Source organism: Streptomyces sp. NPDC055103 (assembly GCF_053607625.1).
In genome coordinates, this window is sequence record NZ_JBSGTX010000020.1 from 1 (window position 1) to 23,491 (window position 23,491).

General features: G+C 73.8%; 20 protein-coding genes and 1 riboswitch. Of the genes, 12 read left to right on the forward strand and 8 right to left on the reverse strand.

The genetic code is table 11. The features are described 5' to 3' along the window. Window positions 1-85 precede the first annotated feature (85 nt). Window positions 86-231, forward strand: a riboswitch (cobalamin riboswitch). A gap of 31 nt (window positions 232-262) precedes the next feature. The 5 genes from ACWFR1_RS15065 to ACWFR1_RS15085 all read left to right on the forward strand — a co-directional run bounded on the left by ACWFR1_RS15065 (window position 263) and on the right by ACWFR1_RS15085 (window position 7,016). Next, the gene (locus ACWFR1_RS15065) at window positions 263-1,237 is read left to right on the forward strand and encodes a cobalamin biosynthesis protein (protein WP_453550833.1); all 975 of its coding nucleotides are present in this window, start codon (window positions 263-265) and stop codon (window positions 1,235-1,237) included. Further along, window positions 1,234-2,742: a cobyric acid synthase gene (locus tag ACWFR1_RS15070; protein WP_453550835.1), complete on the forward strand. Its 1,509-nt coding sequence runs from the start codon at window positions 1,234-1,236 to the stop codon at window positions 2,740-2,742. The genes ACWFR1_RS15065 and ACWFR1_RS15070 overlap by 4 nt, the downstream gene beginning before the upstream one ends. A gap of 190 nt (window positions 2,743-2,932) precedes the next feature. After that, window positions 2,933-5,017 (forward strand): putative cobaltochelatase, encoded by a 2,085-nt coding sequence (locus ACWFR1_RS15075; protein ID WP_453550837.1) that lies wholly within the window; start codon window positions 2,933-2,935, stop codon window positions 5,015-5,017. Then, on the forward strand, window positions 5,017-5,625 hold the full coding sequence (gene cobO / locus ACWFR1_RS15080) for a cob(I)yrinic acid a,c-diamide adenosyltransferase (RefSeq protein WP_453550840.1): 609 nt from the start codon (window positions 5,017-5,019) through the stop codon (window positions 5,623-5,625). Before ACWFR1_RS15075 ends, cobO begins: the two co-directional genes overlap by 1 nt. Beyond that, entirely contained in the window at window positions 5,619-7,016 is a 1,398-nt protein-coding gene (locus ACWFR1_RS15085) for a cobyrinate a,c-diamide synthase (protein WP_453550842.1), read from the forward strand. Before cobO ends, ACWFR1_RS15085 begins: the two co-directional genes overlap by 7 nt. 2 nt (window positions 7,017-7,018) lie before the next feature. Here the strand turns inward: ACWFR1_RS15085 and ACWFR1_RS15090 are convergent, their stop codons facing one another. Further along, window positions 7,019-7,747 (reverse strand): ZIP family metal transporter, encoded by a 729-nt coding sequence (locus ACWFR1_RS15090; RefSeq protein ID WP_453550845.1) that lies wholly within the window; start codon window positions 7,745-7,747, stop codon window positions 7,019-7,021. A gap of 24 nt (window positions 7,748-7,771) precedes the next feature. On the opposite strand from ACWFR1_RS15090, the gene cobC reads away from it, so the two are divergent. Beyond that, window positions 7,772-9,595 carry an Rv2231c family pyridoxal phosphate-dependent protein CobC gene (gene cobC, locus ACWFR1_RS15095; RefSeq protein WP_453550847.1) on the forward strand — a complete coding sequence of 608 codons (1,824 nt, stop codon included), beginning with the start codon at window positions 7,772-7,774 and terminating at the stop codon, window positions 9,593-9,595. A gap of 140 nt (window positions 9,596-9,735) precedes the next feature. On the opposite strand, the gene ACWFR1_RS15100 is transcribed toward cobC, so the two are convergent. Both ACWFR1_RS15100 and ACWFR1_RS15105 read right to left on the reverse strand, forming a co-directional pair. Next, window positions 9,736-10,758 carry an SCO1860 family LAETG-anchored protein gene (locus ACWFR1_RS15100; protein ID WP_453550849.1) on the reverse strand — a complete coding sequence of 341 codons (1,023 nt, stop codon included), beginning with the start codon at window positions 10,756-10,758 and terminating at the stop codon, window positions 9,736-9,738. 311 nt (window positions 10,759-11,069) lie between these two features. Further along, window positions 11,070-11,789 carry a siderophore-interacting protein gene (locus tag ACWFR1_RS15105; RefSeq protein ID WP_453550851.1) on the reverse strand — a complete coding sequence of 240 codons (720 nt, stop codon included), beginning with the start codon at window positions 11,787-11,789 and terminating at the stop codon, window positions 11,070-11,072. Between the two features lie 90 nt (window positions 11,790-11,879). Between ACWFR1_RS15105 and ACWFR1_RS15110 the strand changes: the two genes are divergently transcribed. Next, on the forward strand, window positions 11,880-14,045 hold the full coding sequence (locus ACWFR1_RS15110; protein WP_453550854.1) for a penicillin acylase family protein: 2,166 nt from the start codon (window positions 11,880-11,882) through the stop codon (window positions 14,043-14,045). After that, window positions 14,042-14,608, forward strand: coding sequence for a GNAT family N-acetyltransferase (locus ACWFR1_RS15115; RefSeq protein WP_453550856.1), 567 nt, complete (start codon window positions 14,042-14,044; stop codon window positions 14,606-14,608). Before ACWFR1_RS15110 ends, ACWFR1_RS15115 begins: the two co-directional genes overlap by 4 nt. A gap of 113 nt (window positions 14,609-14,721) precedes the next feature. Here the strand turns inward: ACWFR1_RS15115 and ACWFR1_RS15120 are convergent, their stop codons facing one another. Continuing rightward, window positions 14,722-15,807 (reverse strand): amidohydrolase family protein, encoded by a 1,086-nt coding sequence (locus ACWFR1_RS15120; protein WP_453550858.1) that lies wholly within the window; start codon window positions 15,805-15,807, stop codon window positions 14,722-14,724. 155 nt (window positions 15,808-15,962) lie between these two features. Here ACWFR1_RS15120 and ACWFR1_RS15125 point away from each other — a divergent pair, with 155 nt between their 5' ends. Together ACWFR1_RS15125 and ACWFR1_RS15130 are read left to right on the forward strand one after the other, a co-directional pair. After that, entirely contained in the window at window positions 15,963-17,162 is a 1,200-nt protein-coding gene (locus ACWFR1_RS15125) for an RNA-guided endonuclease InsQ/TnpB family protein (RefSeq protein WP_453550860.1), read from the forward strand. Window positions 17,163-17,528: 366 nt separating this feature from the next. Next, a complete protein-coding gene (locus tag ACWFR1_RS15130) occupies window positions 17,529-18,629 on the forward strand; it encodes a pyridoxal-phosphate-dependent aminotransferase family protein (RefSeq protein ID WP_453551050.1) in 1,101 nt (366 codons plus the stop codon). Between the two features lie 116 nt (window positions 18,630-18,745). Here the strand turns inward: ACWFR1_RS15130 and ACWFR1_RS15135 are convergent, their stop codons facing one another. After that, complete coding sequence (locus ACWFR1_RS15135) at window positions 18,746-19,813, reverse strand: alkene reductase (RefSeq protein WP_453550862.1); 1,068 nt, start codon at window positions 19,811-19,813, stop codon at window positions 18,746-18,748. Window positions 19,814-19,927: 114 nt separating this feature from the next. Here ACWFR1_RS15135 and ACWFR1_RS15140 point away from each other — a divergent pair, with 114 nt between their 5' ends. Continuing rightward, window positions 19,928-20,473, forward strand: coding sequence for a MarR family winged helix-turn-helix transcriptional regulator (locus ACWFR1_RS15140; RefSeq protein ID WP_453550864.1), 546 nt, complete (start codon window positions 19,928-19,930; stop codon window positions 20,471-20,473). Window positions 20,474-20,513: 40 nt separating this feature from the next. Here ACWFR1_RS15140 and ACWFR1_RS15145 read toward each other — a convergent pair whose 3' ends face one another. From ACWFR1_RS15145 to ACWFR1_RS15155, 3 genes are all read right to left on the reverse strand, one after another. Then, a complete protein-coding gene (locus ACWFR1_RS15145) occupies window positions 20,514-21,572 on the reverse strand; it encodes an aminotransferase class V-fold PLP-dependent enzyme (RefSeq protein WP_453550867.1) in 1,059 nt (352 codons plus the stop codon). A gap of 121 nt (window positions 21,573-21,693) precedes the next feature. Beyond that, the gene (locus ACWFR1_RS15150) at window positions 21,694-22,404 is read right to left on the reverse strand and encodes a DsbA family oxidoreductase (RefSeq protein ID WP_453550870.1); all 711 of its coding nucleotides are present in this window, start codon (window positions 22,402-22,404) and stop codon (window positions 21,694-21,696) included. Window positions 22,405-22,469: 65 nt separating this feature from the next. After that, complete coding sequence (locus tag ACWFR1_RS15155; RefSeq protein ID WP_453550872.1) at window positions 22,470-22,955, reverse strand: N-acetyltransferase family protein; 486 nt, start codon at window positions 22,953-22,955, stop codon at window positions 22,470-22,472. Window positions 22,956-23,186: 231 nt separating this feature from the next. Between ACWFR1_RS15155 and ACWFR1_RS15160 the strand changes: the two genes are divergently transcribed. Further along, on the forward strand, window positions 23,187-23,477 hold the full coding sequence (locus ACWFR1_RS15160) for a hypothetical protein (RefSeq protein ID WP_453550875.1): 291 nt from the start codon (window positions 23,187-23,189) through the stop codon (window positions 23,475-23,477). Window positions 23,478-23,491 lie beyond the last annotated feature (14 nt).

Genomic DNA, 23,491 nt, shown 5'->3' on the forward strand with positions numbered 1-23,491 from the left:
GTCCGCACCTTCGGGTGCCGGCCGCCCGGCCGCCGTGTTTGTGGTGCTTCGCACAGTGACCTGTCGCAGGTCAAGGGTGAGTTGACGGGTGTTCGCGGGCCGTGGTGGACTGCCGAGGCCATTACGGCGGCAGCAGAGGAAGTCCGGTGCGAATCCGGCGCGGTCCCGCCACTGTGACCGGATCCGAAGGGTCCGGAAGTCAGGAACTCTCGCCGCCGGTCACGTCGATCCAGGGCGCGGACCCTGAGTGAGGACCTGCGCCATGCCCGGCCGCATCAGAGCCAGCCGCCTCGCCCCGGACGGATTCGCGTACGGCGCGGCCCTCGGGCTCGCCGTCGACCAGCTCGTCGGCGATCCCCGCCGCGGACATCCCGTCGCCGTCTTCGGCCGCGCGGCCGCCGCCGTCGAACAGCGCCTCCACCACGACCACCGCGGCTGGGGCACCCTGCACACCGCCGTCTGCGCCGGCTCCACCGCCGCCCTGGGCGCACTCGCCGCCCGGGCCGTACGCGACCGGCCGGCCGCCGCCGTGGCGCTGACCGCCGCCTCCGTCTGGGCCGTCGTCGGCGGGACGACCCTGGGGCGGGAGGCCCGCGCGATCGGCGGGGCGCTCGCCGTCGGGGACCTGGACGTCGCCCGGGAGCGGCTGCCGCACCTGTGCGGGCGCGACCCGCAGTCCCTCGACGGTCCCGCGATGGCCCGCGCGGTCGTCGAGTCCGTCGCCGAGAACACCTCCGACGCCGTGGTCGGCGCCCTCTTCTGGGGCGCGGTCGCGGGCGTGCCGGGCCTCCTCGCCTTCCGGGCCGTGAACACCCTCGACGCGATGGTCGGCCACAAGTCCCCGCGCCACCGCCGCTTCGGCTGGGCCTCGGCCCGGCTCGACGACGTGGCCGGCTGGCCCGGGGCCCGGCTGACGGCCGTCGCCGCGACGCTCGCCGGAGACGATCCGCGCGGCGCCGTCCGGGCCTGGCGGGCGGACGCGGCCAAGCACCCGAGCCCCAACGCGGGCCCCGTCGAGACCTCCTTCGCGGGCGCCCTCGGCGTACGGCTCGGGGGGACCCTCTCGTACGGCGGGCGGGTCGAGCACCGGCCCGTGCTCAACGGCGAGGGGCGGCCCGTCGAGGTCGCCGACATCGACCGGGCGGTACGACTGTCCCGCCGGGTCACCGGACTCGCCCTGGCCGCCTGTGTGAGCGGCCGGCTGATCGTCAACGCGCTGAAGCGGAGGAACGCATGAGGGGTGGGGGCCTGCTCGTCGCCGGGACCACGTCCGACGCCGGCAAGAGCGTCGTGACGGCCGGCATCTGCCGCTGGCTGGTCCGCAAGGGCCTGAAGGTGGCGCCGTTCAAGGGGCAGAACATGTCCCTCAACTCCTTCGTGACCCGCGAGGGCGCCGAGATCGGGCGGGCCCAGGCCATGCAGGCGCAGGCCGCCCGGGTCGAGCCGACCGCGCTCATGAACCCGGTGCTGCTCAAGCCGGGCAGCGACCGCTCCAGCCAGGTCGTCCTGATGGGCAAGCCGGTGGGTGAGCTGAGCGCCAGGGGCTACCACGGGGGGCGGCAGAAGGAGCTCTTCGAGCCGGTGATGGCGTGCCTGGAGGAACTCCGGGGCATGTACGACGCCGTGATCTGCGAGGGGGCGGGCAGTCCGGCCGAGATCAACCTGCGGCGCACGGACATCGTGAACATGGGCATCGCGCGGGCGGCCGAGCTGCCCGTCGTCGTGGTCGGCGACATCGACAGGGGCGGGGTCTTCGCCCAGTTCTTCGGGACGACGGCGCTGCTGAGCCCCGAGGACCAGTCGCTCGTCGCCGGATACCTCGTGAACAAGTTCCGGGGTGACGTGACCCTCCTCGAACCGGGCCTCGACATGCTCCACGGGCTGACCGGGCGCCGGACCTTCGGTGTCCTGCCGTACGCGCACGGGCTCGGCATCGACGAGGAGGACGGGCTCCGCGTCTCGCTGCGCGGCACCGTGCGCGAGTCCGTCGTCGCGCCGCCGGTCGGCGCGGACGTGCTGCGGGTCGCCGTCTGCGCCGTACCGCTCATGTCGAACTTCACGGACGTCGACGCGCTGGCCGCCGAGCCGGGCGTCGTCGTCCGGTTCGTGGACCGGCCCGAGGAGCTCGTCGACGCGGACCTCGTCGTCGTGCCCGGCACCCGGGGGACGGTGAAGGCGCTCGCGTGGCTGCGGGAACGGGGGCTGGCCGATGAGCTCGCCCGGCGCGCGGCCGAAGGGCGTCCGGTCCTCGGGATCTGCGGCGGGTTCCAGGCCCTCGGGGAGCACATCGAGGACGAGGTCGAGTCGAAGGCCGGGGCCGTCTCCGGGCTCGGACTGCTGCCCGTACGGGTGCGGTTCGCGCGCGAGAAGACCCTCGCCCGGCCGGTCGGCGAGGCGCTCGGGGAGCGGGTCGAGGGGTACGAGATCCATCACGGTGTCGCGGTGGTGGAGGGTGGCGAGCCGTTCTTGGACGGGTGCCGGGTCGGCTCCGTGTGGGGTACGCACTGGCACGGCTCCCTGGAGAGCGACGGGTTCCGCCGGGCGTTCCTGCGGGAGGTCGCGGCGGCGGCGGGGCGGCGGTTCGTGCCGGCCCCCGACACGTCGTTCGGCACGCTGCGGGAAGAGCAGCTGGACCGGCTCGGCGACCTGATCGAGGAGCACGCGGACACGGACGCGCTGCTGCGGCTCATCGAGGAGGGGGCCCCGGCGGGGCTGCCGTTCGTGCCGCCGGGTGCGCCGTGACGCGGCGCGTGCGCGGCGGGGTCGGGGGCGTGCGTGGTGCGCGGGCGGGCCGCGCGGGACGGCTGCCGGTGGCCCCCGTGGGTGGTCGCCCGCCGTCGGCGGCCGCCGGGCCGGTGGAGTACACCCCGTGCGGCCGGGCCTGGCAGGCCCGTTCGCATCAGTCGATCGAACTTGAGGGAAGGACCCACCGATGAGCACCCGGTTTCCGTTCACCGCCGTCGTCGGCATGGACGATCTGCGGCTCGCGCTGCTGCTGAACGCGGTCAGTCCGGCGGTGGGCGGTGTGCTCGTCCGGGGCGAGAAGGGGACCGCCAAGTCCACGGCCGTCCGCGCGCTCGCCGATCTGCTGCCGGTGGTTCCGGTGGTGGCCGGCTGCCGGTTCAGCTGTGATCCGTCGTCGCCCGACGCGGGCTGCCCGGACGGGCCGCACTCCGACGCCCCCGGCACCGAACGGGCCGCGCGGATGGTCGAGTTGCCCGTCGGCGCGTCCGAGGACCGGCTCGTCGGCGCGCTCGACATCGAGAAGGCGCTCGCCGAGGGCGTGAAGGCCTTCGAGCCGGGACTCCTCGCGGCGGCCCACCGGGGCATCCTGTACGTCGACGAGGTCAACCTGCTGAGCGATCACCTGATCGACCACCTCCTCGACGCCGCCGCCATGGGCGCCTCCCACGTCGAGCGCGAGGGCGTCTCCGTGCGCCACGCCGCCCGGTTCCTGCTCGTCGGGACCATGAACCCCGAAGAGGGCGAACTGCGGCCGCAGTTGCTCGACCGGTTCGGGCTGACCGTGGAGGTCGCCGCGTCCCGCGTGCCCGAGCAGCGGGTCGAGGTCGTCCGGCGGCGGCTCGCCTTCGAGGACGACCCGGCCGCGTTCGCCGCACGCTGGGCCGGCGAGGAGGCCGATCTGCGCGAGCGGATCGTCGCCGCCCGCGACCTGCTCCCGAAGGTGGTCCTCGGGGACGCGGCGCTCCTCCAGATCGCCGCGACCTGCGCCGCGTTCGAGGTCGACGGCATGCGCGCCGACATCGTCATGGCGCGGGCCGCGACCGCCCTCGCCGCCTGGGCCGGGCGGACCGAGGTCACCTCGGAGGACGTGCGGCAGGCCGCGCTCCTGGCCCTCCCCCACCGGCGACGCCGCAACCCCTTCGACGCGCCCGGCCTCGACGAGGACAAACTCGACGAGACCCTGGAGCAGTTCAAGGGCGAGGAGCCGCGGACCGAGCCCGACGACGACCCCGAGCCGGACGGCCCGGACGGTCCGGGTGACGGCGGTCCCGGCGGTGGTGGAGGGATTCCGCCGCAGGGCGAAGGCCCCGGCCCCGAGAAGGACGGCTCGCCCGAGGACGCCCCCGCTCCCCAGGACACCTCCGCTCCCGCCGAGGCGCCCGCCCCGGCCCCCGCCCCGCAGGCGCAGGGCTCCGGCGCCGGTGAGCGCGCGGCCGTCCAGGCCGCCGAGCCCTTCCGTACGAGGATGCTGAGCGTGCCCGGTCTGGGCGAGGGCGCCGCCGGGCGCCGCTCCCGGGCGCGTACCGAACACGGCCGCACCACCGGAGCCACCCGGCCCCGGGGCGCGCTCACCAAGCTGCACCTCGCGGCGACCGTGCAGGCCGCCGCCCCGCACCAGCGGGCGCGCGGGCGGACCGGTCCCGGGCTCGTCGTCCGGCGGGACGACCTGCGGCAGGCGACCCGCGAGGGGCGCGAGGGAAACCTGGTGCTGTTCGCGGTGGACGCCTCCGGCTCGATGGCGGCCCGGCAGCGGATGAGCGCCGTGAAGGGCGCTGTCCTCTCCCTGCTCCTCGACGCCTACCAGCGGCGCGACAAGGTCGGCCTGATCACCTTCCGGGGCCGTACCGCCGACCTCGCGCTGCCGCCGACCTCGTCCGTGGACGCGGCCGCCGCACGCCTGGAGAAGCTCCCGACCGGTGGCCGTACACCGCTGTCGGCCGGGCTCCTCAAGGCCCATGACGTGCTGCGGATCGAGCGGCTGCGGGACCCCTCGCGCCGCCCGCTGCTCGTCGTCGTGACCGACGGGCGCGCGACGGGCGGCGGCGCCGACCCGGTGGCGCTGGCCGCCCGCGCGGCGCGGCTGCACGCCGCCGACGGCACGGCTTGCGTGGTCGTGGACTGCGAGACCGGTCCGGTGCGGCTGGGTCTCGCCGGGAGCCTCGCACGCGAACTCGGCGGCACCGCCGTCACCTTGGACGAGCTGCGGGCCGACTCGATCGCCGGCCTCGTCAGGGACGTACAGGCAGATCAGACAACCAGGAGGGCCGCTTAATGCCGCAGGGACAGCCGACCGTCGTGCCCGACGACGGTCTCACCACCCGTCAGCGCCGCAACCGCGCACTCGTGATGGTGCACACGGGCGTCGGCAAGGGGAAGTCGACCGCCGCGTTCGGCATGGCGCTGCGCGCCTGGAACCAGGGCTGGCCGATCGGGGTGTTCCAGTTCGTCAAGTCCGCCAAGTGGAAGGTCGGCGAGGAGAACGCCCTCAAGGCGCTCGGCGAGACCGGCAAGGGCGGCACTGTCACCTGGAACAAGATGGGAGAGGGCTGGTCCTGGATCCAGCGCGAGGTCGCCGAGGGTGAGCAGTCGCACGAGGAGAAGGCCCGCGAGGGCTGGGAGCAGGTCAAGCGGGACCTCGCCGAGGAGAAGTACACGTTCTACGTCCTCGACGAGTTCGCCTACCTCCTGCACTGGGGCTGGATCGACGTCAAGGAGGTCGTGGAGGTGCTGCGCGACCGTCCCGGGCACCAGCACGTGATCATCACCGGCCGCCACGCGCCGCAGGAGCTCCTCGACTTCGCCGATCTCGTCACCGACATGTCCAAGGTCAAGCACCCGATGGACGCCGGTCAGAAGGGCCAGCGGGGCATCGAGTGGTAGCACGTCTCGTCATCGCCGCGCCGTCGTCCGGCGCGGGCAAGACCACGGTCGCGACCGGCCTGATGGCCGCGTTCGCCGGCCGTGGTCTGGCCGTGTCCCCGCACAAGGTCGGCCCCGACTACATCGACCCGGGCTACCACGCGCTCGCGACCGGCCGGCCGGGCCGCAACCTCGACGCGTACATGTGCGGTACGGGGCTGGTCGCGCCGCTCTTCGCGCACGGGTCGCGCGGCTGCGACCTGGCCGTGGTCGAGGGGGTCATGGGCCTGTACGACGGGGCCGCCGACCAGGGCGAGCTGGCGTCCACCGCGCAGGTGGCGAAGCTGCTCAAGGCGCCGGTGGTGCTCGTCGTGGACGCGTCGTCGCAGTCGCGGTCGGTGGCGGCGCTCGTGCACGGGTTCGCCTCGTGGGATCCGGAGGTGCGGATCGGGGGCGTGATCCTGAACAAGGTCGCTACCGATCGGCACGAGCATCTGCTGCGGGAAGCCCTTGGCGAGTCGGGGGTGCCGGTGCTCGGCGTGCTGCGGCGGGCGCCTGCCGTGGCGACGCCTTCGCGGCACCTGGGGCTCGTGCCGGTCGCCGAGCGGCAGGCAGCGGCGGTCTCCGCTGTGGCGGCGCAGGCGGAGCAGGTTCTCGCCGGGTGCGATCTGGAGGCGCTGCTCGCGTTGGCCCGCAGCGCGCCGGAACTGCACGCCGAGCCGTGGGTGCCGGAGGTCGGGGAGCGGCTGCGCGCCGGTGGTCCGGGTGTGCCCACACCGAGGGTCGCCGTCGCCGGCGGGGCCGCGTTCACGTTCTCGTACGCCGAGCATGCCGAGCTGCTCACCGCCGCCGGCGCCGAGGTCGTCACCTTCGATCCGCTGCGGGACGAGAGCCTGCCCGAAGGGACGTCCGGGCTCGTCATAGGTGGCGGCTTCCCCGAGATGTACGGGGCCGAGCTGTCCGCCAACGAGCCCCTGCGGAAGGCCGTCGCCGAGCTCGCCGCCTCCGGTGCGCCGATCGCCGCCGAGTGCGCCGGGCTGCTGTACCTGGCGCGCTCCCTCGACGGCACGCCCATGTGCGGCGTGCTCGACGCGGACGCGCGGATGTCGGAGCGGCTCACGCTCGGGTACCGGGACGCCGTCGCCGTGAGCGACAGCGTGCTCGCTCCGGCGGGCGCGCGGCTGCGGGGGCACGAGTTCCACCGGACCGTGATCGAGCCGGGTGCGGGGGCGCGGGCGGCCTGGGGGCTGCGGCAGCCGGTGGGGGTCCCCCCTGCTCGAGGAGCTCGGGGGAGCGTCGAGGGCTTCGTACAGGGCGGGGTGCACGCCAGTTACGTCCACACGCACTGGGCGGGGTCCCCGGAGGTCGCCGCGCGGTTCGTGGAGCACTGCGCGGTGGAGCACCGCGCGTGAGATCAGCCGCCGGAGACGCCCACCACGAGCCAGATGAAGCCCACGCCCGCGACCGTGCACAGCAGGGTCGAGCGGGCGGGGTGTTCGTGGTGGGCCTCGGGCAGGATCTCGGCGGCGGCGAGGTAGAGCAGGGCGCCGCCGAAGAAGCCGAGATAGCTCCCGAGGAGTTCCTCCGGAAGAGTGAACAGCAGGGTGGAGGCGGCGCCGAGGATCGGGGCGACGGCGTCGGCGACGAGCATCCCGATGGCCTTGCGGCGGGCGTTCCCGTAGAGGCTCGTGATCGTGTACGTGTTGAAGCCGTCGGCGAAGTCGTGGGTGATGACGGCGAGCGCGACGGTGGCGCCCATGCCGCCGCCGACCTGGAAGGCGGCGCCGAGGGCGATGCCGTCCATGAGGCTGTGCAGGACCATCGCGGCGGCCGCGGTGAGACCGACCTGCGGGACCCTCTCGTCGGCGCCGACCCCGTGTGCCGCCTGGCGGACGGCGAGGAGCCGCTCCACCACGTGGGCGAAGAGGAAGCCGCCGACGAAGAGCAGCAGGGCCTCCGGGACACCGAAGACCTCCTCCCCCGCGGCCTCCAGGGCCTCCGGCAGGAGGTCGAGTCCGACGACGCCGAGCATCAGTCCGCCGGCGAGGCCGAGGACGAGGTGGCGGCGGTCGGTGACGCGCCCAGCGACCCACCCGCCGAAGAGCGTCATGAGGAACGCGCCGAGCGCGACGACCACAGCCATGGGCCTTTGCTATCGGATGGGGCGGTGTGCGCGCACCTCGGCGTCGGGGCCCGGCCGGGCGCCGGGGTGGGCGACGTGCTCGCGCTGGTCGACGCGGTGCTGCGGGAGGCGGGGCTGACGCGGGCGGCCGTGCGGTCGCTGGCCACGCTCGACGCGCGGGCCGCGGAGCCGGGTCTCGTGGGCGCGGGCGCGGAGCTGGGGGTTCCGGTGCGGGGGTTCGCGGCCAGGGAGCTGGCCGCCGTCGCCGTACCGCAGCCGTCGGCGCGGGCGGCGGACGCGACGGGGACTCCGTCGGTGGCGGAGGCGGCCGCGCTGCTCACGGCGGGCGCGGGGGCGGGGGCGGGCCCGGGGGCGAAGGCGGGGGCAGAGGCGGGGGCGGGGGCGGGGGCGGGGGCAGAGGCGGGCGGGGCGGCCGGCGGGCCGACTGGCGGGGCGGCCGAAGCCGCGGCCTGCGGATCGGCCGGTGCGGCGGTCGGCGAGTCGACAGGCGCGTCGGGCGGCGGGGCGGCCGAAGCCGCGGCCTGCGGATCGGCCGGTGCGGCGGTCGGCGAGTCGACAGGCGCGTCGGGCGGCGGGGCGGCCGGCGCGTCGGGCGGCGGGGGTTCGCGGGCCGTGCTGCTCGTGCCCAAGCGGAAATCGCGGAGCGTTACGTGCGCGATCGCCACCTGCGTACCGGTTTGTCCGCACGAACATGCCCCAGGCGTACGGTTGTTGCACCTGGCTCACGGGTACATCGCTGGCGAGCCCGGCTCACCCCCCACCATCCCCACCCCCCACACGACGGCGGCCATGGACACGCACACGCACTCCGACGCCCACGACCTGCGCCACCACGGTGACGCCGAGGTCCGGGACGAGAAGTTGATCGATCTCGCGGTCAACGTCCGGACGAACACGCCTCCGGACTGGCTGCGGGAGCGGATCGCCGATTCGCTGACCGGCCTCGCGGCCTATCCCGACGGCCGGGCCGCGCGGGCCGCGGTCGCCGTGCGGCACGACGTGCGGCCGGGCCGGGTGCTGCTCACGGCCGGCGCCGCGGAGGCCTTCGTGCTGATCGCGCGAGCGCTGCCGGCGCGGCGGCCGGTGGTGGTGCATCCGCAGTTCACCGAGCCGGAGGCGGCGCTGCGCGACGCCGGGCACGAGGTGGGCCGGGTGCTGCTGCGCGAGGAGGACGGTTTCCGGCTGGATCCGGCGGCGGTGCCCGAGGACGCGGACCTGGTGGTGATCGGGAACCCCACGAACCCGACCTCCGTCCTGCATCCCGCCGCCGCGATCGCCGCCCTGGCCCGGCCGGGGCGGACGCTGGTGGTCGACGAGGCGTTCATGGACGCGGTGCCGGGCGAGCGGGAGTCGCTGGCCGGGCGGACCGACGTACCGGGGCTCGTGGTGCTGCGCAGCCTCACCAAGACCTGGGGGCTCGCGGGCCTGCGGATCGGGTACGTGCTCGCCGAGCCGGAGACGATCGCGCTGCTCGAGCGGGCGCAGCCGCTGTGGCCGGTGTCGACACCGGCGCTGGTGGCGGCGGAGGCCTGCATGTCGCGGGTGGCGCTGGCGGAGGCCGAGCACGCGGCGCACCGAATCGGCGTGGAGCGGGCGCATCTGCTCGCCGGTCTCGCGGAGTTCGACGAGGTGCGGACGGTCGACGGGGCGGAGGGCCCCTTCGTCCTGATACGGATCGACGGGGCGGACGCGATACGGGACCGGCTGCGGCTGCTCGGTTTCGCGGCCCGCCGGGGCGACACGTTCCCGGGGCTCGACCGGAACTGGCTGCGGCTCGCGGTCCGGGACCGGGCCACGACGAACCGTTTCCTCCAGGCCTTGGACCAGGCGCTGCTGCTGGGCGGGTAGGGCTCTGGGCCGGTAGGACTCCGGGCGACGGCGGCGCCGATCGGGAAGGGGTGCGGGGTGGGTGACGTCGTCACGTCACCCACCCCGCACCCCCGCTTCCCCACTTCTTCGGCACCCCCCGGCGCCTCCCCCTCGGGCCGTCAGCCGCGCGAGCGGGCGCGGGAGCGGGTGAGCGCCAGCGCGCCGCCGCCCGCCACCAGGAGGGCGAGGGCGCCCGCCGCGATGTACGTGGTGGTGGAGCCGGCGCCGGTCTCGGCGAGGTTCTGGGTCGGGGTGGTGCCGCCGTTGTTGGTCTTCACGCCGCCGTCGCCGCTCGGCTCGACACTGGGCCGCTGCGTGGGCTGCTCGGAGGGCCGCTCGCCGGGCTCCTGGGTGGGCTGCTCCGTCGGCTTCCCGGTCGGCTGCTCCGTGGGCTCCTGGGTGGGCTCCGCCGTCGGGGCCGTGCCCTCGGGCGTCTCGCAGGTCGCCTCGGCGAGCGTCACGGTGCCGTTGACCTTGGCCACGCCCAGCTCCAGCGGGTTGACCTCCACCTTCAGTTCGAGGGCCGTCGCCGCCGCGGTGCGGGAGGTCGTGGAGGTACGGGAGAGGTCCAGGGTGACCTTGCCGACGCCCGGCACGGCCACCTGGGTCCGGCCGCCCGTGGAGAGGGTGGTCTTCTTGCCGAAGACGATCACGTGCCCGAGGACGTTGGACTCGGCGACCGGCTCCTTCCCCACCTCGCACAGGGCCTTGGAGGTGACCTTCTCGACCTCGATGAGGGAGAGCAGCGGAATGCCGGGGACGTGGACCTGCGCCTTGACGAGGTTCACGTACCCCTCGGCCTTCTCCTCGTCCACGGTGGCCTTGGAGGTGGCGACGTCGGCGGCGAGGATGTCGATCGGCTGTCCGCCCTCGGCCCCCTGCACCTTCACCGTGAGCGCGGTCTCGCTCTCCGTCCGCGGCGCCTTGACCTCGTTGAGCGAGGCCCGCACCGGCACCTTCACCTTCTCGTCGAGGAGGGAGACGTCGAGGCCGGCCCGCAGGACGACGGCGGTGGCACGCCCTTCGCCGCCCGTGGCGTGCGCCGCCGGGGCCGCGAGGAGCACGGGACCGACGACCAGGGCGGCGACGGTCGCGGCGGCGGCGGTGCGGCGTACGGGCGCGCGGAAGGTGTTGCTGTTCAAGATGGTGGAACCCCCACAAGAGACATGGCGTCGCCGGCCGCTCACCACGGGGACGGTGGGTCGGCGCGGCCTCGGCGACTTGAGACACCGGAATCTTTACGCACGGAGAGTGAACTGACAGTCGCCTGACGTGAGTTCACTCCAAAGGGGGGTTTCCGTGCTCATATTCGATTTTTCTCGACACAACCGTTCCCGTACGCCCCGCGTCTTTCGTACGAGCGCACGCGTGCGGGAAGGCGTGTGAAGAGTGAGAACGACCCGCTACGGCCCTGGGTAACGGATCGTCAACCTGGCGCGCACGGCCGGAGCGGTCAGCTCGCGCGCCAGTACCCGAGCGCGTGGACGCGCTCCTTGGGCAGGGCGAGCTCCCTGCGGGCGTACGCGGCGAGGGTGCGGGTCGTCGTCGTGTCGCAGGCGATCCAGACGTACGAGGTCGCGTCCGCGAGCTCGGGCAGCTCGGCCTTGACGCGGGCGACGAGTTCCGCGCCGCCGCCCTGGCGCGGGATCCGGCGCAGCTCGTGGTGCTCGGGGTCGAGCCGGACCGGCAGTTCGTCGTCGGAGGCGTGCTGCGTCTCGAACCAGACGGTGGCGGGGACGCCGGGAAGCGCGTCGAGCAGGGAGTTGACGGCGGGCAGGGAGGCGGGGTCGCCGACCACGAGCAGCCGCGCGGGGAGCGGGTCGGGCGCCTCGAAGCCGGTGCCCTGGAGCGTGGCCTCCACGGTGTCGCCGGGAGCGCAGGCGCGGGCCCAGCGGCTGGCGATGCCGTCATGGAGGGCGAATTCGAGACTGAAGGCGCCCGCGGCCAGGTCGGGGTCGACCAGGGTGTACGCGCGCTGGTGCGGCTTGCCCCCGTCGTCGAACCAGAGGCGGACCCACATCGTCGGGTGGATCCCGGCCGCGGCGAGCAGGCCGCCGTCCGTGAAGCGCACCCTGCGGTAGTCCTCGGTGACCTGCTCGGCCCCCGTCACCGTGAACGTGAAGTCCTTGCCGCGAAACAGCTTGAGGACCGCCCCCTGCCAACCGTGCCCCACCGTGATCTCCTCCCCTGGACTCCTGTAGATTCACTTAGGTCAGCCTAACCTAAGGTTCTGTAAGAGATACGGACGGGAGCGGGGTTCTCCGTGAGCATCGAGGTCTACCGGGACACCTGGGGCGTCCCCCATCTGCGCGCCACGGACCCGGAGGAACTCGCCTTCGCCCAGGGGCGGGTCACCGCCCGCGACCGCGCCTGGCAGCTGGAGGTGGAGCGGCACCGGGCCCAGGGCACCACGGCCGCCTTCCTCGGCGCCGCCGAGCTCGGCTGGGACACCTTCGTCCGGCGGGCCCGGATCGCCGACACCGCACGCCGCTGCCATGAACGGCTCGAAGCCACCGACGCGGCCACGGCCGCCTGGGTCCGGGCGTACGTCGACGGGGTCAACGACGGTCTGGCGGACGGGGCCCGGCGGGCACCCGAGTTCGCGGAGACCGGTCTCGCGCCCGGGCGGTGGGAGCCGTGGACCCCGCTGGCCGTGTGGCTCTCCACCCACATCCTCCTCGCCGGTTTCCCCACCAAGCTGTGGCGGGAGCAGGTCGCCACACGGCTCGGCGAGGAGTGGACGGAGCTCTTCGCGACGGACGGCCCGGGCACCGCGGGCTCCAACGGCTGGCTGGTGTCCGGCGAACGGACCGCGAGCGGCGCGGCCCTGGTGGCCGGCGACCCGCACCGGTTCATCGAGGCGCCGGGCGTCTACCAGCAGATCCGGCTCGCCTGCCCGGAGTACGACGTGGTGGGCCTCGCCGTGCCCGGCGTCCCCGGCCTCGCCCACTTCGGCCACACCGGCTCCGCGGCCTGGGCGATCACCAACGCCATGGCCGACTACCAGGACCTCTACCGGGAGCGGCTCCGCCGGGTCCCCGGCGGCGGTGTCGAGGCCTTCGGCCCCGACGGCTGGCGCCCGGCCGCGGCGCACCCGGAGACGATCGAGGTCGCGGGCGGTGAGCCCGTCGTGATCGAGGTGGTGGAGACGGACCGCGGCCCCGTGATCATCGGGGTGGACGACGAGCCCCGACACGACGCCCCGGAGTGGGAGGCCGTCGCCCTGCGGTACCCGCCGCGCGTCACCGGGGAGCTCGGCTTCGGCACCCTGCCCGGGCTGCTGCGCGCCCGGACCGTCGCCGACGTGGACGCGGCCCTCGACGGCTGGGTCGAGCCCGTGAACGTCGTCCAGGCCGCCGACACCCGGGGCGGGCTGCTGCACCGGGTCGCCGGCCACGTACCCGTAAGGCAGCGGGCCAACTCCCTGCGGCTCGTGCCCGCCTGGGATCCGGCGCACGACTGGGAGCCCGGGCCCGCGCCCCTGCCCCGCGCCGAGGTCCACGGCCACGCCGTCATGGCCAACGCGCGGGGGCTCGCCGCGCCCCTCGGCGTCGAGTTCGCCCCGCCGCACCGGGCGGCCCGCATCGACGAGCTCCTCGGCACCTCGGCGGAGTGGACCCCGGAGTCCACGACCGCCGTCCACACCGACACCGACAACCCTTCGGCGGCCCGGCTCCTCGCCGCCGTGGAGCGGGCGGCCGACGGCCTCTCCCCGGCCGCTTCCGCCGTGCGCGCGCGGCTGCTCGGCTGGGACCGGCGGATGGGCGCGGAGAGCGCCGACGCGGGCCTGTACGCGGCCGTGCGCGGCGCTGTCGTGCGGCGGCTCGCCGGCCACGAGGCCTTCGCGGCGCTACGCGAACCCGCCCCGTACCCGGAGCTTTTCCGCCCCTGGCTGGCCCTCGGGCCCCGGGTCGCCTTCGCCCTGGAGACCCTGCTCACGGCCGGTCCCGTACCGGCCGGGGACGTCGACCTGAGCGTGCGCGAGGCCCTGGAGGAGGTCGGGGCCGGCGATCCGCCCGCCGCCTGGGGCGTGACCCACCGCCTGGCACCCTGGCAGGCGCTCCCCGACGCCGACGACGCCCAGTGGCCCGGGCTCGCCGGGGACCACGACTGCGTCCTGTCCACGTCGAGCGTGCCCGGCTGGACCGACCGCAGCGCCCGGGCCTCCGCCGCCCGCTACGTCTGGGACCTCGCCGACCGCGAACGGAGCGGCTGGATCGTGCCGTTCGGGGCGTCCGGGGTACCCGGCGACCCGCACCACCGCGACCAGCTCCCCCTGTGGCTGCGGGGCGAGCTCGCCCCCGTCACCACCGACTGGAACCTGCTCACCGAAGAGCGCGAGCAGCGCGAACTCCACACATTGCACGAATTGCACGACAAGCACGACGAGCACCCCAAGAAGCCCGAGAAGCACGAGGGAACCCGATGACCACCGCCACCACCGTGTACGAGCAGGCCGTCGAAGGCTTCGGCACCGTTCGCGTAGCCCCCGTCGACCCCGACCGGGACGCCCCTCTCATCCACGCCTGGGTGAACGAGGAGCGCGCCCGCTTCTGGGGCATGGGCGGCACCACCGTCGAGCAGGTGCGGGAGATCTACGCGCACCTCGACTCGCTGACCACGCACCACGGTTACCTGGTCAGCCGGGACGGGGAGCCGGTCGCCCTCTTCCAGACGTACGACCCCGAGGCCGACCGGGTCGGCGAGTGCTACGAGGTCCTCCCCGGCGACATCGGCGTCCATCTGATGCTCGCGCCGATCGCCTCCCCCGAGCCGGGCTTCTCGACGCGGCTCCTCGGGGTGCTGATCGACTTCTCACTGCTCGACCGCACCCGTGTCGTGGTCGAGCCGGACGCCGCCAACGAGAAGGCGATCGCCCGGATGGTCCGGGCCGGTTTCGAGCCGGGCCCGGAGGTCGTCCTGCCCGAGGTAGACCTGCCGGAGGTCTTCATCCCGGAGAAGAGGGCCCGGCTCGCCTTCCTGAGCCGGTGAGCGTCAGAGCTGGTGACCGTCCGAGCCGGTGAGCGTCCGAGCTGGTGACCGACCGAGACGTTGAACCTCTGAGCCGGTGAGCCGGTCGGGCCGTCCTGCTGACGCTCCGGTGGTCAGCCCACCACCCGGCCGTTGACGACGACCCGGCGCGGTGCCGCGAGGACGCGGACGTCCGCGCGCGGGTCCTCGCCGTAGACGACGAGGTCGGCGGGGGCGCCCTCCTCCAGGGAGGGGCGGCCCAGCCAGGCCCTGGCTCCCCAGGCGGTGGCCGCGAGCGCGTCGATCGGCGGGATGCCGGCGCGGGTCAGCTCCTCGACCTCCTCGGCGACGAGCCCATGGGCGAGGGAGCCGCCCGCGTCGGTGCCGACGAAGACGGGGACGCCGGCGTCGAAGGCGGCGCGGACGGTGTCGTACCGCCGCTCGTACAGCCGGCGCATATGGTCCGACCAGCGCGGGAACTTCTCCTGGCCGCCGTCCGCGAGGTGCGGGAAGGTCGCGATGTTCACCAGGGTCGGGACGATGGCGACGCCCCGCTCCGCGAAGAGCGGGATCGTGTCCTCGGTGAGGCCCGTGGCGTGCTCGATGCAGTCGATGCCCGCCTCGACGAGGTCGCGGAGCGAGTCCTCGGCGAAGCAGTGCGCGGTGACGCGGGCGCCGAGCCGGTGCGCCTCGGCGATGGCCGCCTCGACCTCGGGGCGCGGCCAGCAGGCGGTGAGGTCGCCCGCCTCGCGGTCGATCCAGTCGCCGACGAGCTTGACCCAGCCGTCGCCGCGCCGGGCCTCCCGGCCGACGTACGCGACGAGGTCGACGGGCTCGATCTCATGGGCGTAGTTGCGGATGTAGCGACGGGTGCGGGCGATGTGGCGGCCCGCGCGGATGACCTTCGGGAGGTCCTCGCGCGCGTCGATCCAGCGGGTGTCGGAGGGCGAACCGGCGTCCCGGATCAGCAGGGTGCCCGCGTCCCGGTCGGTGAGGGCCTGCTTCTCGCTCGTGGCGTCGTCGACCGGGCCGTGCCGGTCGAGGCCGACGTGGCAGTGGGCGTCGACCAGACCGGGCAGCACCCAGCCCTCGACGGTCACCGCCTCGGCTGCGGGCCGGTCGAAGGTGATCCGTCCGTCGACGCACCAGAGTTCGTCCCGTACGTCCTCAGGGCCGACGAGCACCCGCCCCTTCACATGCAGCACCGCGTGATCGCTCATCGGAGTCCCTTTCGTGGACACCCCCGGCTTCAGTCGGGGGAGAAGCTGAATTCCTGCGGAACCGGACAAGGGGCTGTGATGGGCCCGCAAGGGTGGATCGCAGTGCTCTGACCCGCAGGTTTGATCTTAACCAGTTGCCGCATTAAATTGTGAGCATGACCGTGAGCCCTGTGAAGCGGGCGTTCAAGTACCGCTTCTATCCGACCGATGCGCAGGCGGCTGAGCTGTCGCGCACATTCGGATGCGTGCGCAAGGTCTACAACCTGGCGCTCGTGGCGCGTACGGAGGCCTGGGCGCGCCAGGAGCGGGTCAACTACAACGCCACCTCGGCCATGCTGACCGCGTGGAAACGGACTGAGGAGCTGGCGTTCCTCAATGACGTGTCGTCGGTGCCGTTGCAGCAGACGCTGCGGCACTTGCAGTCCGCGTTCGCGAGCTTCTTCGGCAAGCGGGCGAAGTACCCGCGTTTCAAGTCACGCAAGAGGTCGCGGAAGTCGGCCGAGTACACCACGTCCGGTTTCCGGTTCCGGGACGGTCGGCTGACGTTGGCGAAGATGGCGGAGCCACTGAACGTCGTGTGGTCCCGTCCTCTGCCGGTGGGGGCGGAGCCGTCTACGGTGACCGTCTCGCAGGACGCGGCGGGGCGCTGGTTCGTCTCGATGCTGTGCGAGGACCCGTCCGTCAAGTCGCTCCCCGTCACGGACGCGGTGGTCGGGATTGACGTTGGCCTGGACCACCTCCTGACCCTGTCCACGGGGGAGAAGGTCGCTAACCCTCGGCACGAGCGCCGTGACCGTGCCGCCCTGGCCAGGGCTCAGCGGACTCTTGCCCGTAAGGCTCCGGGTGATGGCGCCAACCGCCGAAAGGCCCGGCGGAAGGTCTCGAGGATCCACGCCCGTATCGCGGACCGGCGGCGGGACGGGCTGCACAAGCTGACGACTCGACTCGTGCGTGAGAACCAAACGCTCGTGATCGAGGACCTGACCGTGCGCAGCATGCTCAAGAACCGGAGTCCGGCCCGTGCCATCAGCGATGCGGCATGGTCGGAGTTCCGGAGCATGCTGGAGTACAAGGCCGCCTGGTACGGGCGGGAAGTGATCGCTGTCGACCGCTTCTTCCCCTCCTCCAAGCTGTGCTCCGAATGCGGCAAGCTCGCCCAGAGCATGCCGCTGCACGTCCGCACCTGGACGTGCGAAGGCTGCGGCACGACCCACGACCGGGACGTGAACGCCGCGAAGAACCTCAAGGCCGCCGGGCTGGCGGTGTCGGTCTGTGGAGCCGGCGTAAGACCCCAACGGAGAACTCCGGGCGGGCAGTCGGCGATGAAGCAGAAATCCCCACGGCGCAAGCCGTAGGACTCCCCTCCTTCAAGAGGGGGAGGAAGTCAAGTCTGCACTGTACGAGCAGCTGCTGGTGTCTGGCGGTGAGAGCGGCCCCGCCGGGGATGCGGTTCCCGGTTCACCGGGTCACTCATCGATCGCACGCCGGTAGCGGGCGTCGGCCGGAGGGTTCCGGGCGGCTGCGGGGGGGGCGCCGGACGGGGCCCGCGCCCGGTCCGTCGCCCTGTTGGACACCTGATGTCCCTTGACGGTTGCATCAGAACGAAGATCCCTTTTGTACGGATGGGCCAAGGGGAGCGCGGGGCGTCCGTCGGTACCCTGATCGGGAGTTCCGGGTTCCACCCCGCACCGCACCGAGTCGAAGAAGGCACCGCCGTGACCGTGACACATCCGCTCCTGGACCTGGCCCCGCTGACCGCCGCGCATTTCGCGTCGATCGAGCGGCGGGTGGCCGCGCTGCTCTCCACGGAGCAGGACGTGGTGATCACCCAGGGCGAGGCGCTGCTGCCCCTGGAGGGGTGCATCCGCAGCGGGGCGCGGGCCGGCTCGACCGCGCTGAACGTCGTCACCGGTCCGTACGGGCAGACCTTCGGGAACTGGCTGCGGGACTGCGGGGCGACCGTGGTCGACCTGGAGGTGCCCTTCCACACGGCGGTGACGGCCGAGCAGGTCGAGCGGGCGCTGGCCGCGCACCCGGAGATCGACTTCGTGTCGCTCGTGCACGCGGAGGCGGCGACCGGCAACACCAACCCGGTCGCGGAGATCGGCGAGGTCGTCCGGGCGCACGGCGCGCTGTTCTACCTGGACGCGGTGGCGTCGATCGGCGCGGAGCCGGTGCTGCCGGACGCGTGGGGCGTGGACATGTGCATCATCGGCGCGCAGAAGGCGATGGGCGGCCCCGCGGGCGTCTCGGCGGTCTCGGTGAGCGTGCGGGCGTGGGAGCGGTTCGCCGCGAACCCGGCCGCGCCGCGCCGCTCGTACCTCTCCCTCCTGGACTGGAAGGAGCGGTGGATCGACAGCGGCCGTAAGGCGCTGCTCCACGCTCCGGCGCAGCTGGAGATGCTGGCCCTGGAGGCGTGCGTGGAGCGGATCGAGGCGGAGGGTCTGGACGCGCTGATGGCCCGGCACGCCTCGGCGGCGGCGGCGACCCGGGCGGGTGCGCTTGCCCTGGGCGGCGGTCTTGAGCCGTATGTGTACGAGGCGGGGGACGCGGCGCCGGTCGCGACGACGCTGCGCGTGCCGTCCGGGGTGGACGCCTCGGAGCTGGTCGCGAAGGCCCTCGCCGCCGATCCGTCGCTGCCGCTGATCGCGGGCGGCGGGGCGCTGGCCAAGGAGATGATCCGGGTCAACCACTACGGGGTGGACGCGACGCCGGGTGCGGTGCAGTCCTCGCTCGCGGCGCTGGGCGCGGCGCTCGGCGACACTGGCCGCACGGTGGATCTGGAGGGCGCGCGGCGCGCGGTCACGGAGGCCTGGAAGTAGGACGTACGGGAGTACGGGCGTACCGGCGTACGGGCCCGTACCGACGTACCGGTGCACGAGGGAGGGGCGGGGTCCGGCTGAACGGGCCCCGCCCTTCGTCGTGCGGGGGGCATCCCCTACAGCGCGGGGTAGTCCGTGAAGCCGCGGTGGTCGCCGCCGAAGTAGGTGGCGGTGTCGGGGGTGTTGTACGGGCCGCCGGCCCGGAGCCGCGCCGGCAGGTCGGGGTTGGCGAGGAACAGCGCCCCGTACGCGACGAGGTCGGCGGTGCCGTCCTCGATCAGGGCCAGGGCGTCGGGCCCGGTCGGTCCCTCCGTGGCCGGGTTCAGGATGAGGGTGCCGTCGAAGGCCTTGCGCAGGGCGAGGGTCAGCTCGCGGACCTCGGGCGCGGCCTCCGTGACGTGCAGGTAGGCGATGCCGATCGGGTCGATCGCCGCGACGAGGGCGGGGTAGATCTCGGCGGTGTCGGTCTCGGCGATGTCGTTGTAGGTGTTGGCCGGGGAGACGCGCAGGCCGGTGCGCTCGGGGCCGATCTCTGCGGCGACGGCCTTGACGACCTCGACGGCGAAGCGGATGCGGTTCTCGACCGGTCCGCCCCACTCGTCGGTGCGGTGGTTGGAGTTGCCGGAGAGGAACTGCTGGATCAGGTAGCCGTTGGCGCCGTGGATCTCGACGCCGTCGAAGCCGGCCTCCACGGCGTTGCGCGCGGCGGTGGCGAAGCCGGCGATCGTCTCCCGCACCTCGTCGGCGGTGAGTTCGCGCGGGGCGACGAAGTCGATGAGCCCGGAGCCGGCGAAGAGCTGTCCGGCCGGGGCGACGGCGGACGGGCCGACGGGGTGGAGGCCGTCGCCGAGGACCTCGGGGTGGCTGATCCGGCCGGCGTGCATCAGCTGGACGAAGATGCGGCCGCCGCGCTCGTGGACGCCGTCGGTGACCTCGCGCCAGGCGGCGATCTGCTCGGCGCTGTGCAGACCGGGGGTGTTGGGGTAACCCTGGCCTATGGCGGTCGGCTGGGCACCCTCGGTGATGATGAGGCCGGCCGAGGCGCGCTGGGCGTAGTACTCGGCGACGAGCGCGGTGGGGGTGCGCTCGGCGCCGTCGGCCCGGCTGCGGGTCATGGGGGCCATGGCGATGCGGTTGGCGAGACGGGTGCCGGCGAGGTCGACGGGGTCGAAGGCAGTGGTCATGGCGGTTCCCTCACATCAATATGTGGTCGGCCAACTAATTGGGCCGTTGCCACTGTAACCGATTCATTGGCCGACCAAGGTAATCTTGGGGGAGAGCCGTCCCGAGGAGCAACGATGTCCGGAACCGACCCCGTCCGTACCGAGCCCCGCGCCGGAGCGCCCCTCGGTGTGTGCGGCGAACCGCTGCCGGCCGCCGCGCGCGGCGGACCCGTCAGCCACACCCTGGCGCGGGTCGCCCGGATGCACCGGATCGCCATGGGGAGGCGGCTGCGGGACCTCGGCCTCTACCCGGGGCAGGAGCTGATGATGATGCGCCTCTGGGACTCCGGGCCGGTCCGCCAGTCCGAGCTGATCCAGTCCCTGGGCCTCGACCCCTCGACGGTGACGAAGATGCTCCAGCGCCTGGAGCAGTGCGGCCACGTCCGCCGCCGCCCGGACCCCGCCGACCGGCGCGCGGTCCTCGTCGAGACCACGGACGCGGGCCTGGCGCTGCGCGCCGGGGTCGAGGGCGCCTGGAAGGACCTGGAGGACCTCTCGCTCGGCGGCCTCGCCCCGGACGACCGGGCGGAGCTGGCCCGCCTGCTCGGGCTCGTGGCGGAGAACCTGTACGAGGAGGCGGGCGAGGAGGGCGACTGCCCGCCACTGCCGAAGAGCTGCTGACGGCGGCGGGCGCTCGGCCCGCCGGCCTCCGGGCGGGCGCTCAGCCCGCCAGGACCTCCAGGACGCGGTCGACGTCCGCCGCCGTGTTGTACAGGTGGAACGACGCCCGGAGGTTGCCCGCGCGGGCGGAGAGCAGCACGTCGGCGGCGCGGAGCGCGTCCGCCCGGTCGCCGAGGCCGGGGACCGCGACGACCGTCGAGTCGTCCCTGACCGGCGTGTGGCCGAGCTCGACGAGCCCGGTGCGGAAGCGGGCCGCGAGCCCCTTGTTGTGGGCCTCGATACGGTCGATGCCGACCTCTTCGAGGAGGGCGAGCGAGCGGGCCGCCCCGTGGTACGAGAGGAAGGCCACCGGCTCGTCGAAGCGGCGCGCGGAGCGGGCCAGTTCACGGACCGGGCCGTAGCTGTTCACCCACAGCTCCTCGCCCGTGACCCAGTTGGCGTGGATCGCGAGGAGCGAGTCCTGCGCCTCCTCGGTGACGGTGAGGAAGGACGCCCCTCGCGGGCAGAGCAGGTACTTGTAGGCACCGGCGACGGTGTAGTCCCACTCCCCCGCGTGCAGCGGCAGCCAGCCGGCCGACTGCGTGGCGTCCAGGAGCGTCCGGGCGCCGTGGGCGGCCGCCGCGGCCCGTATCGCCGCGAAGTCCGCCGTACGGCCGTCCGCCGACTGCACGGCCGAGAAGGCGACGAGCGCCGTCCCGGGACGGACGGAATCGGCGAGCAGCTCCAGCGGCACGAAGCGGACCTTGAGGTCGCCGCGGATCGTGAACGGCGTGACGACGGAGGAGAACTCGCCCTCGGGGAAGAGGATCTCGGAACCGGCGGGCATCGACTGGGCGATCATCCCGCAGTGCACGGCGACGGAGCTGCCGACGGAGACCCGCTCGGGCGCGACGTGGGCGAGCCGCGCGAAGGCCGCCCTGGCCTCGCCGACGATCGCGAAGCTGCCCGCGCCGTCGGAACGGCCGTCGGCGGTCTCCTCGGCGAGGAGCGTGACGGCGTCGATCGTCCGGCGGGGCAGCAGCCCGCAGGCGGAGGTGTTCAGATAGGTCTTCTTGGGCGCGAACTCGGTGCCGCCGAGCGGCTGATGCAGGGAATCCATACCCCCACCCTGGGTTCCCCACGATCACCCGTCAATGGGGATCCGACCGTGGGGGAACTCCAAGCCGCCCTTATCTCCGCAGGTCAGAGCGAATGGGGGCGGCTCGGGGAAGGTGCGGCCTTCAGGCCTGCGGGACCTCGCAGCCGTCCGGGCCGCAGCCCTCGGCGTCGGCGTCGCCGCCGACCGGCTGGAGGGCGCGGCCCTGCCAGGCCTGCTCCAGAGCCTGGGTGAAGACCTCGGCGGGCTGGCCGCCGGAGACTCCGTAGCGGCGGTCGAGGACGAAGAACGGCACGCTGTTGGCGCCGAGTTCGGCGGCCTCGCGCTCGTCCTCCCGTACGGCGTCGGCGTAGGCCGACTCGTCGGCGAGGACGGCCCGGACCTCGGCCTCGTCGAGACCCGCCTCGACGCCGAGCGTCGCCAGGATCTCGGTGTCGAAGACGGAGCGCTCCTCGGCGAAGTTGGCGCGGTAGGCCAGGTCGAGCAGCTCGCTCTGCAGGCCGCGTGCCTTGGCGAGGTGGAGCAGCCGGTGGATGTCGAAGGTGTTGCCGTGGTCGCGGCCGTCGACGCGGTAGCCGAGGCCCTCGGCGTGGGCGTTCGTGGCGACGTGCGCCTCCATGGCGCGGGCCTCGTCGAGGGTCCGGCCGTACTTCTTCGCCAGCATCTCCAGGACGGGGCCGGTGTCGCCCTTGGCGCGGTGGGGGTCGAGCTCGAAGGAGCGGTGCACGACCTCGACGTCGTCGCGGTGGGCGAAGGCCGCCAGGCCCTTCTCGAAGCGGGCCTTGCCGACGTAGCACCAGGGGCAGGCGATGTCGGACCAGATCTCGACGCGCATGTGAAGTCTCTCCGAGGGGTTGGCGGTACGGGTGTTCGTCGACGGAACGTCCCCGCCGGCCCGGTTCATTCCGATTCCGGCCCCGGTGTGAGGCGGAGCACGACGTGGTCGTCGGAGCGCGGGCGGTCCGGGTCGGGGGTCCAGCCCTGGGCCGCGTAGAAGGCCTGGGCGCGCGCGCTCTTCTCGAAGACCTCCAGGACGGCGGTGGTGACCCCGGCGGCCCGCCAGGCCTCGACGCAGGCCGTGTGGAGGGCGCGGCCGACACCCCTGCGCCACTGGGCGGGGGCGACGTGCAGCTGACTGAGGACCATGACGCCGTCGCGCTCGCCGTAGGCGGCGATCCCGGCGATCCCCGTGCCCTCGCCGTCCGGTTCCGCGCAGAGCACGGCCCCGCGCTCGATCGCGCCCGCCCAGCCCGCCCGGGAGCGGGCCAGCTCCTCGGGGCCCGCGTAGGCGGCCTCGGGGAGGTGGCCGCGGTAGTAGGTGGCCCGGGCCTCGGCGTGGAGGGCGGTGACGGCGTCGAGATCGGCCGCGGTCGCGTATCGGATCATGAAATGTCAGGACGCGGCGGCGCGCGGCGCGGTTCCGGAGGGCGGACCGCGTCCGGAGGGCAGCGCGCGGCACGGTCCCGGAGGGGAGGCCCCGTCCGGAGGGCAGCGCGCGGAACCGGGCGGGGGACGCGGACGACTCGGGAGACGCGCGGCGCCGGTATGGCCGGAACCTCCCCGCATATGGCGTCCGGGTCACTCCTCTCCGTCCGCGCCGGTCACAAGGGTGGAGGCATGTCATCGACCGACCTCACCGAAGCCTCCGCCGTCCGCCCCCACGCCCCTGCCGGAGCCCCCTCCTCCCCCGGTCCCGCCCTCGCCGCCGCGACGCTCGGTTTCGCCCTCATCACCCTCGACACCTCGGTGGTCAACGTCGCCCTGCCCGCGGTCGGCGCCGACCTGGGTACGGGCATGACCGGTCTCCAGTGGGTGGCCGACGCGTACACGCTGGCGCTCGCCGCGCTCCTGCATTCCACGCCGAGACCTTCGAGGGTCTGGAGCGGATCACCGACGCCCATCGGCTGATGGAGTCCCGCACG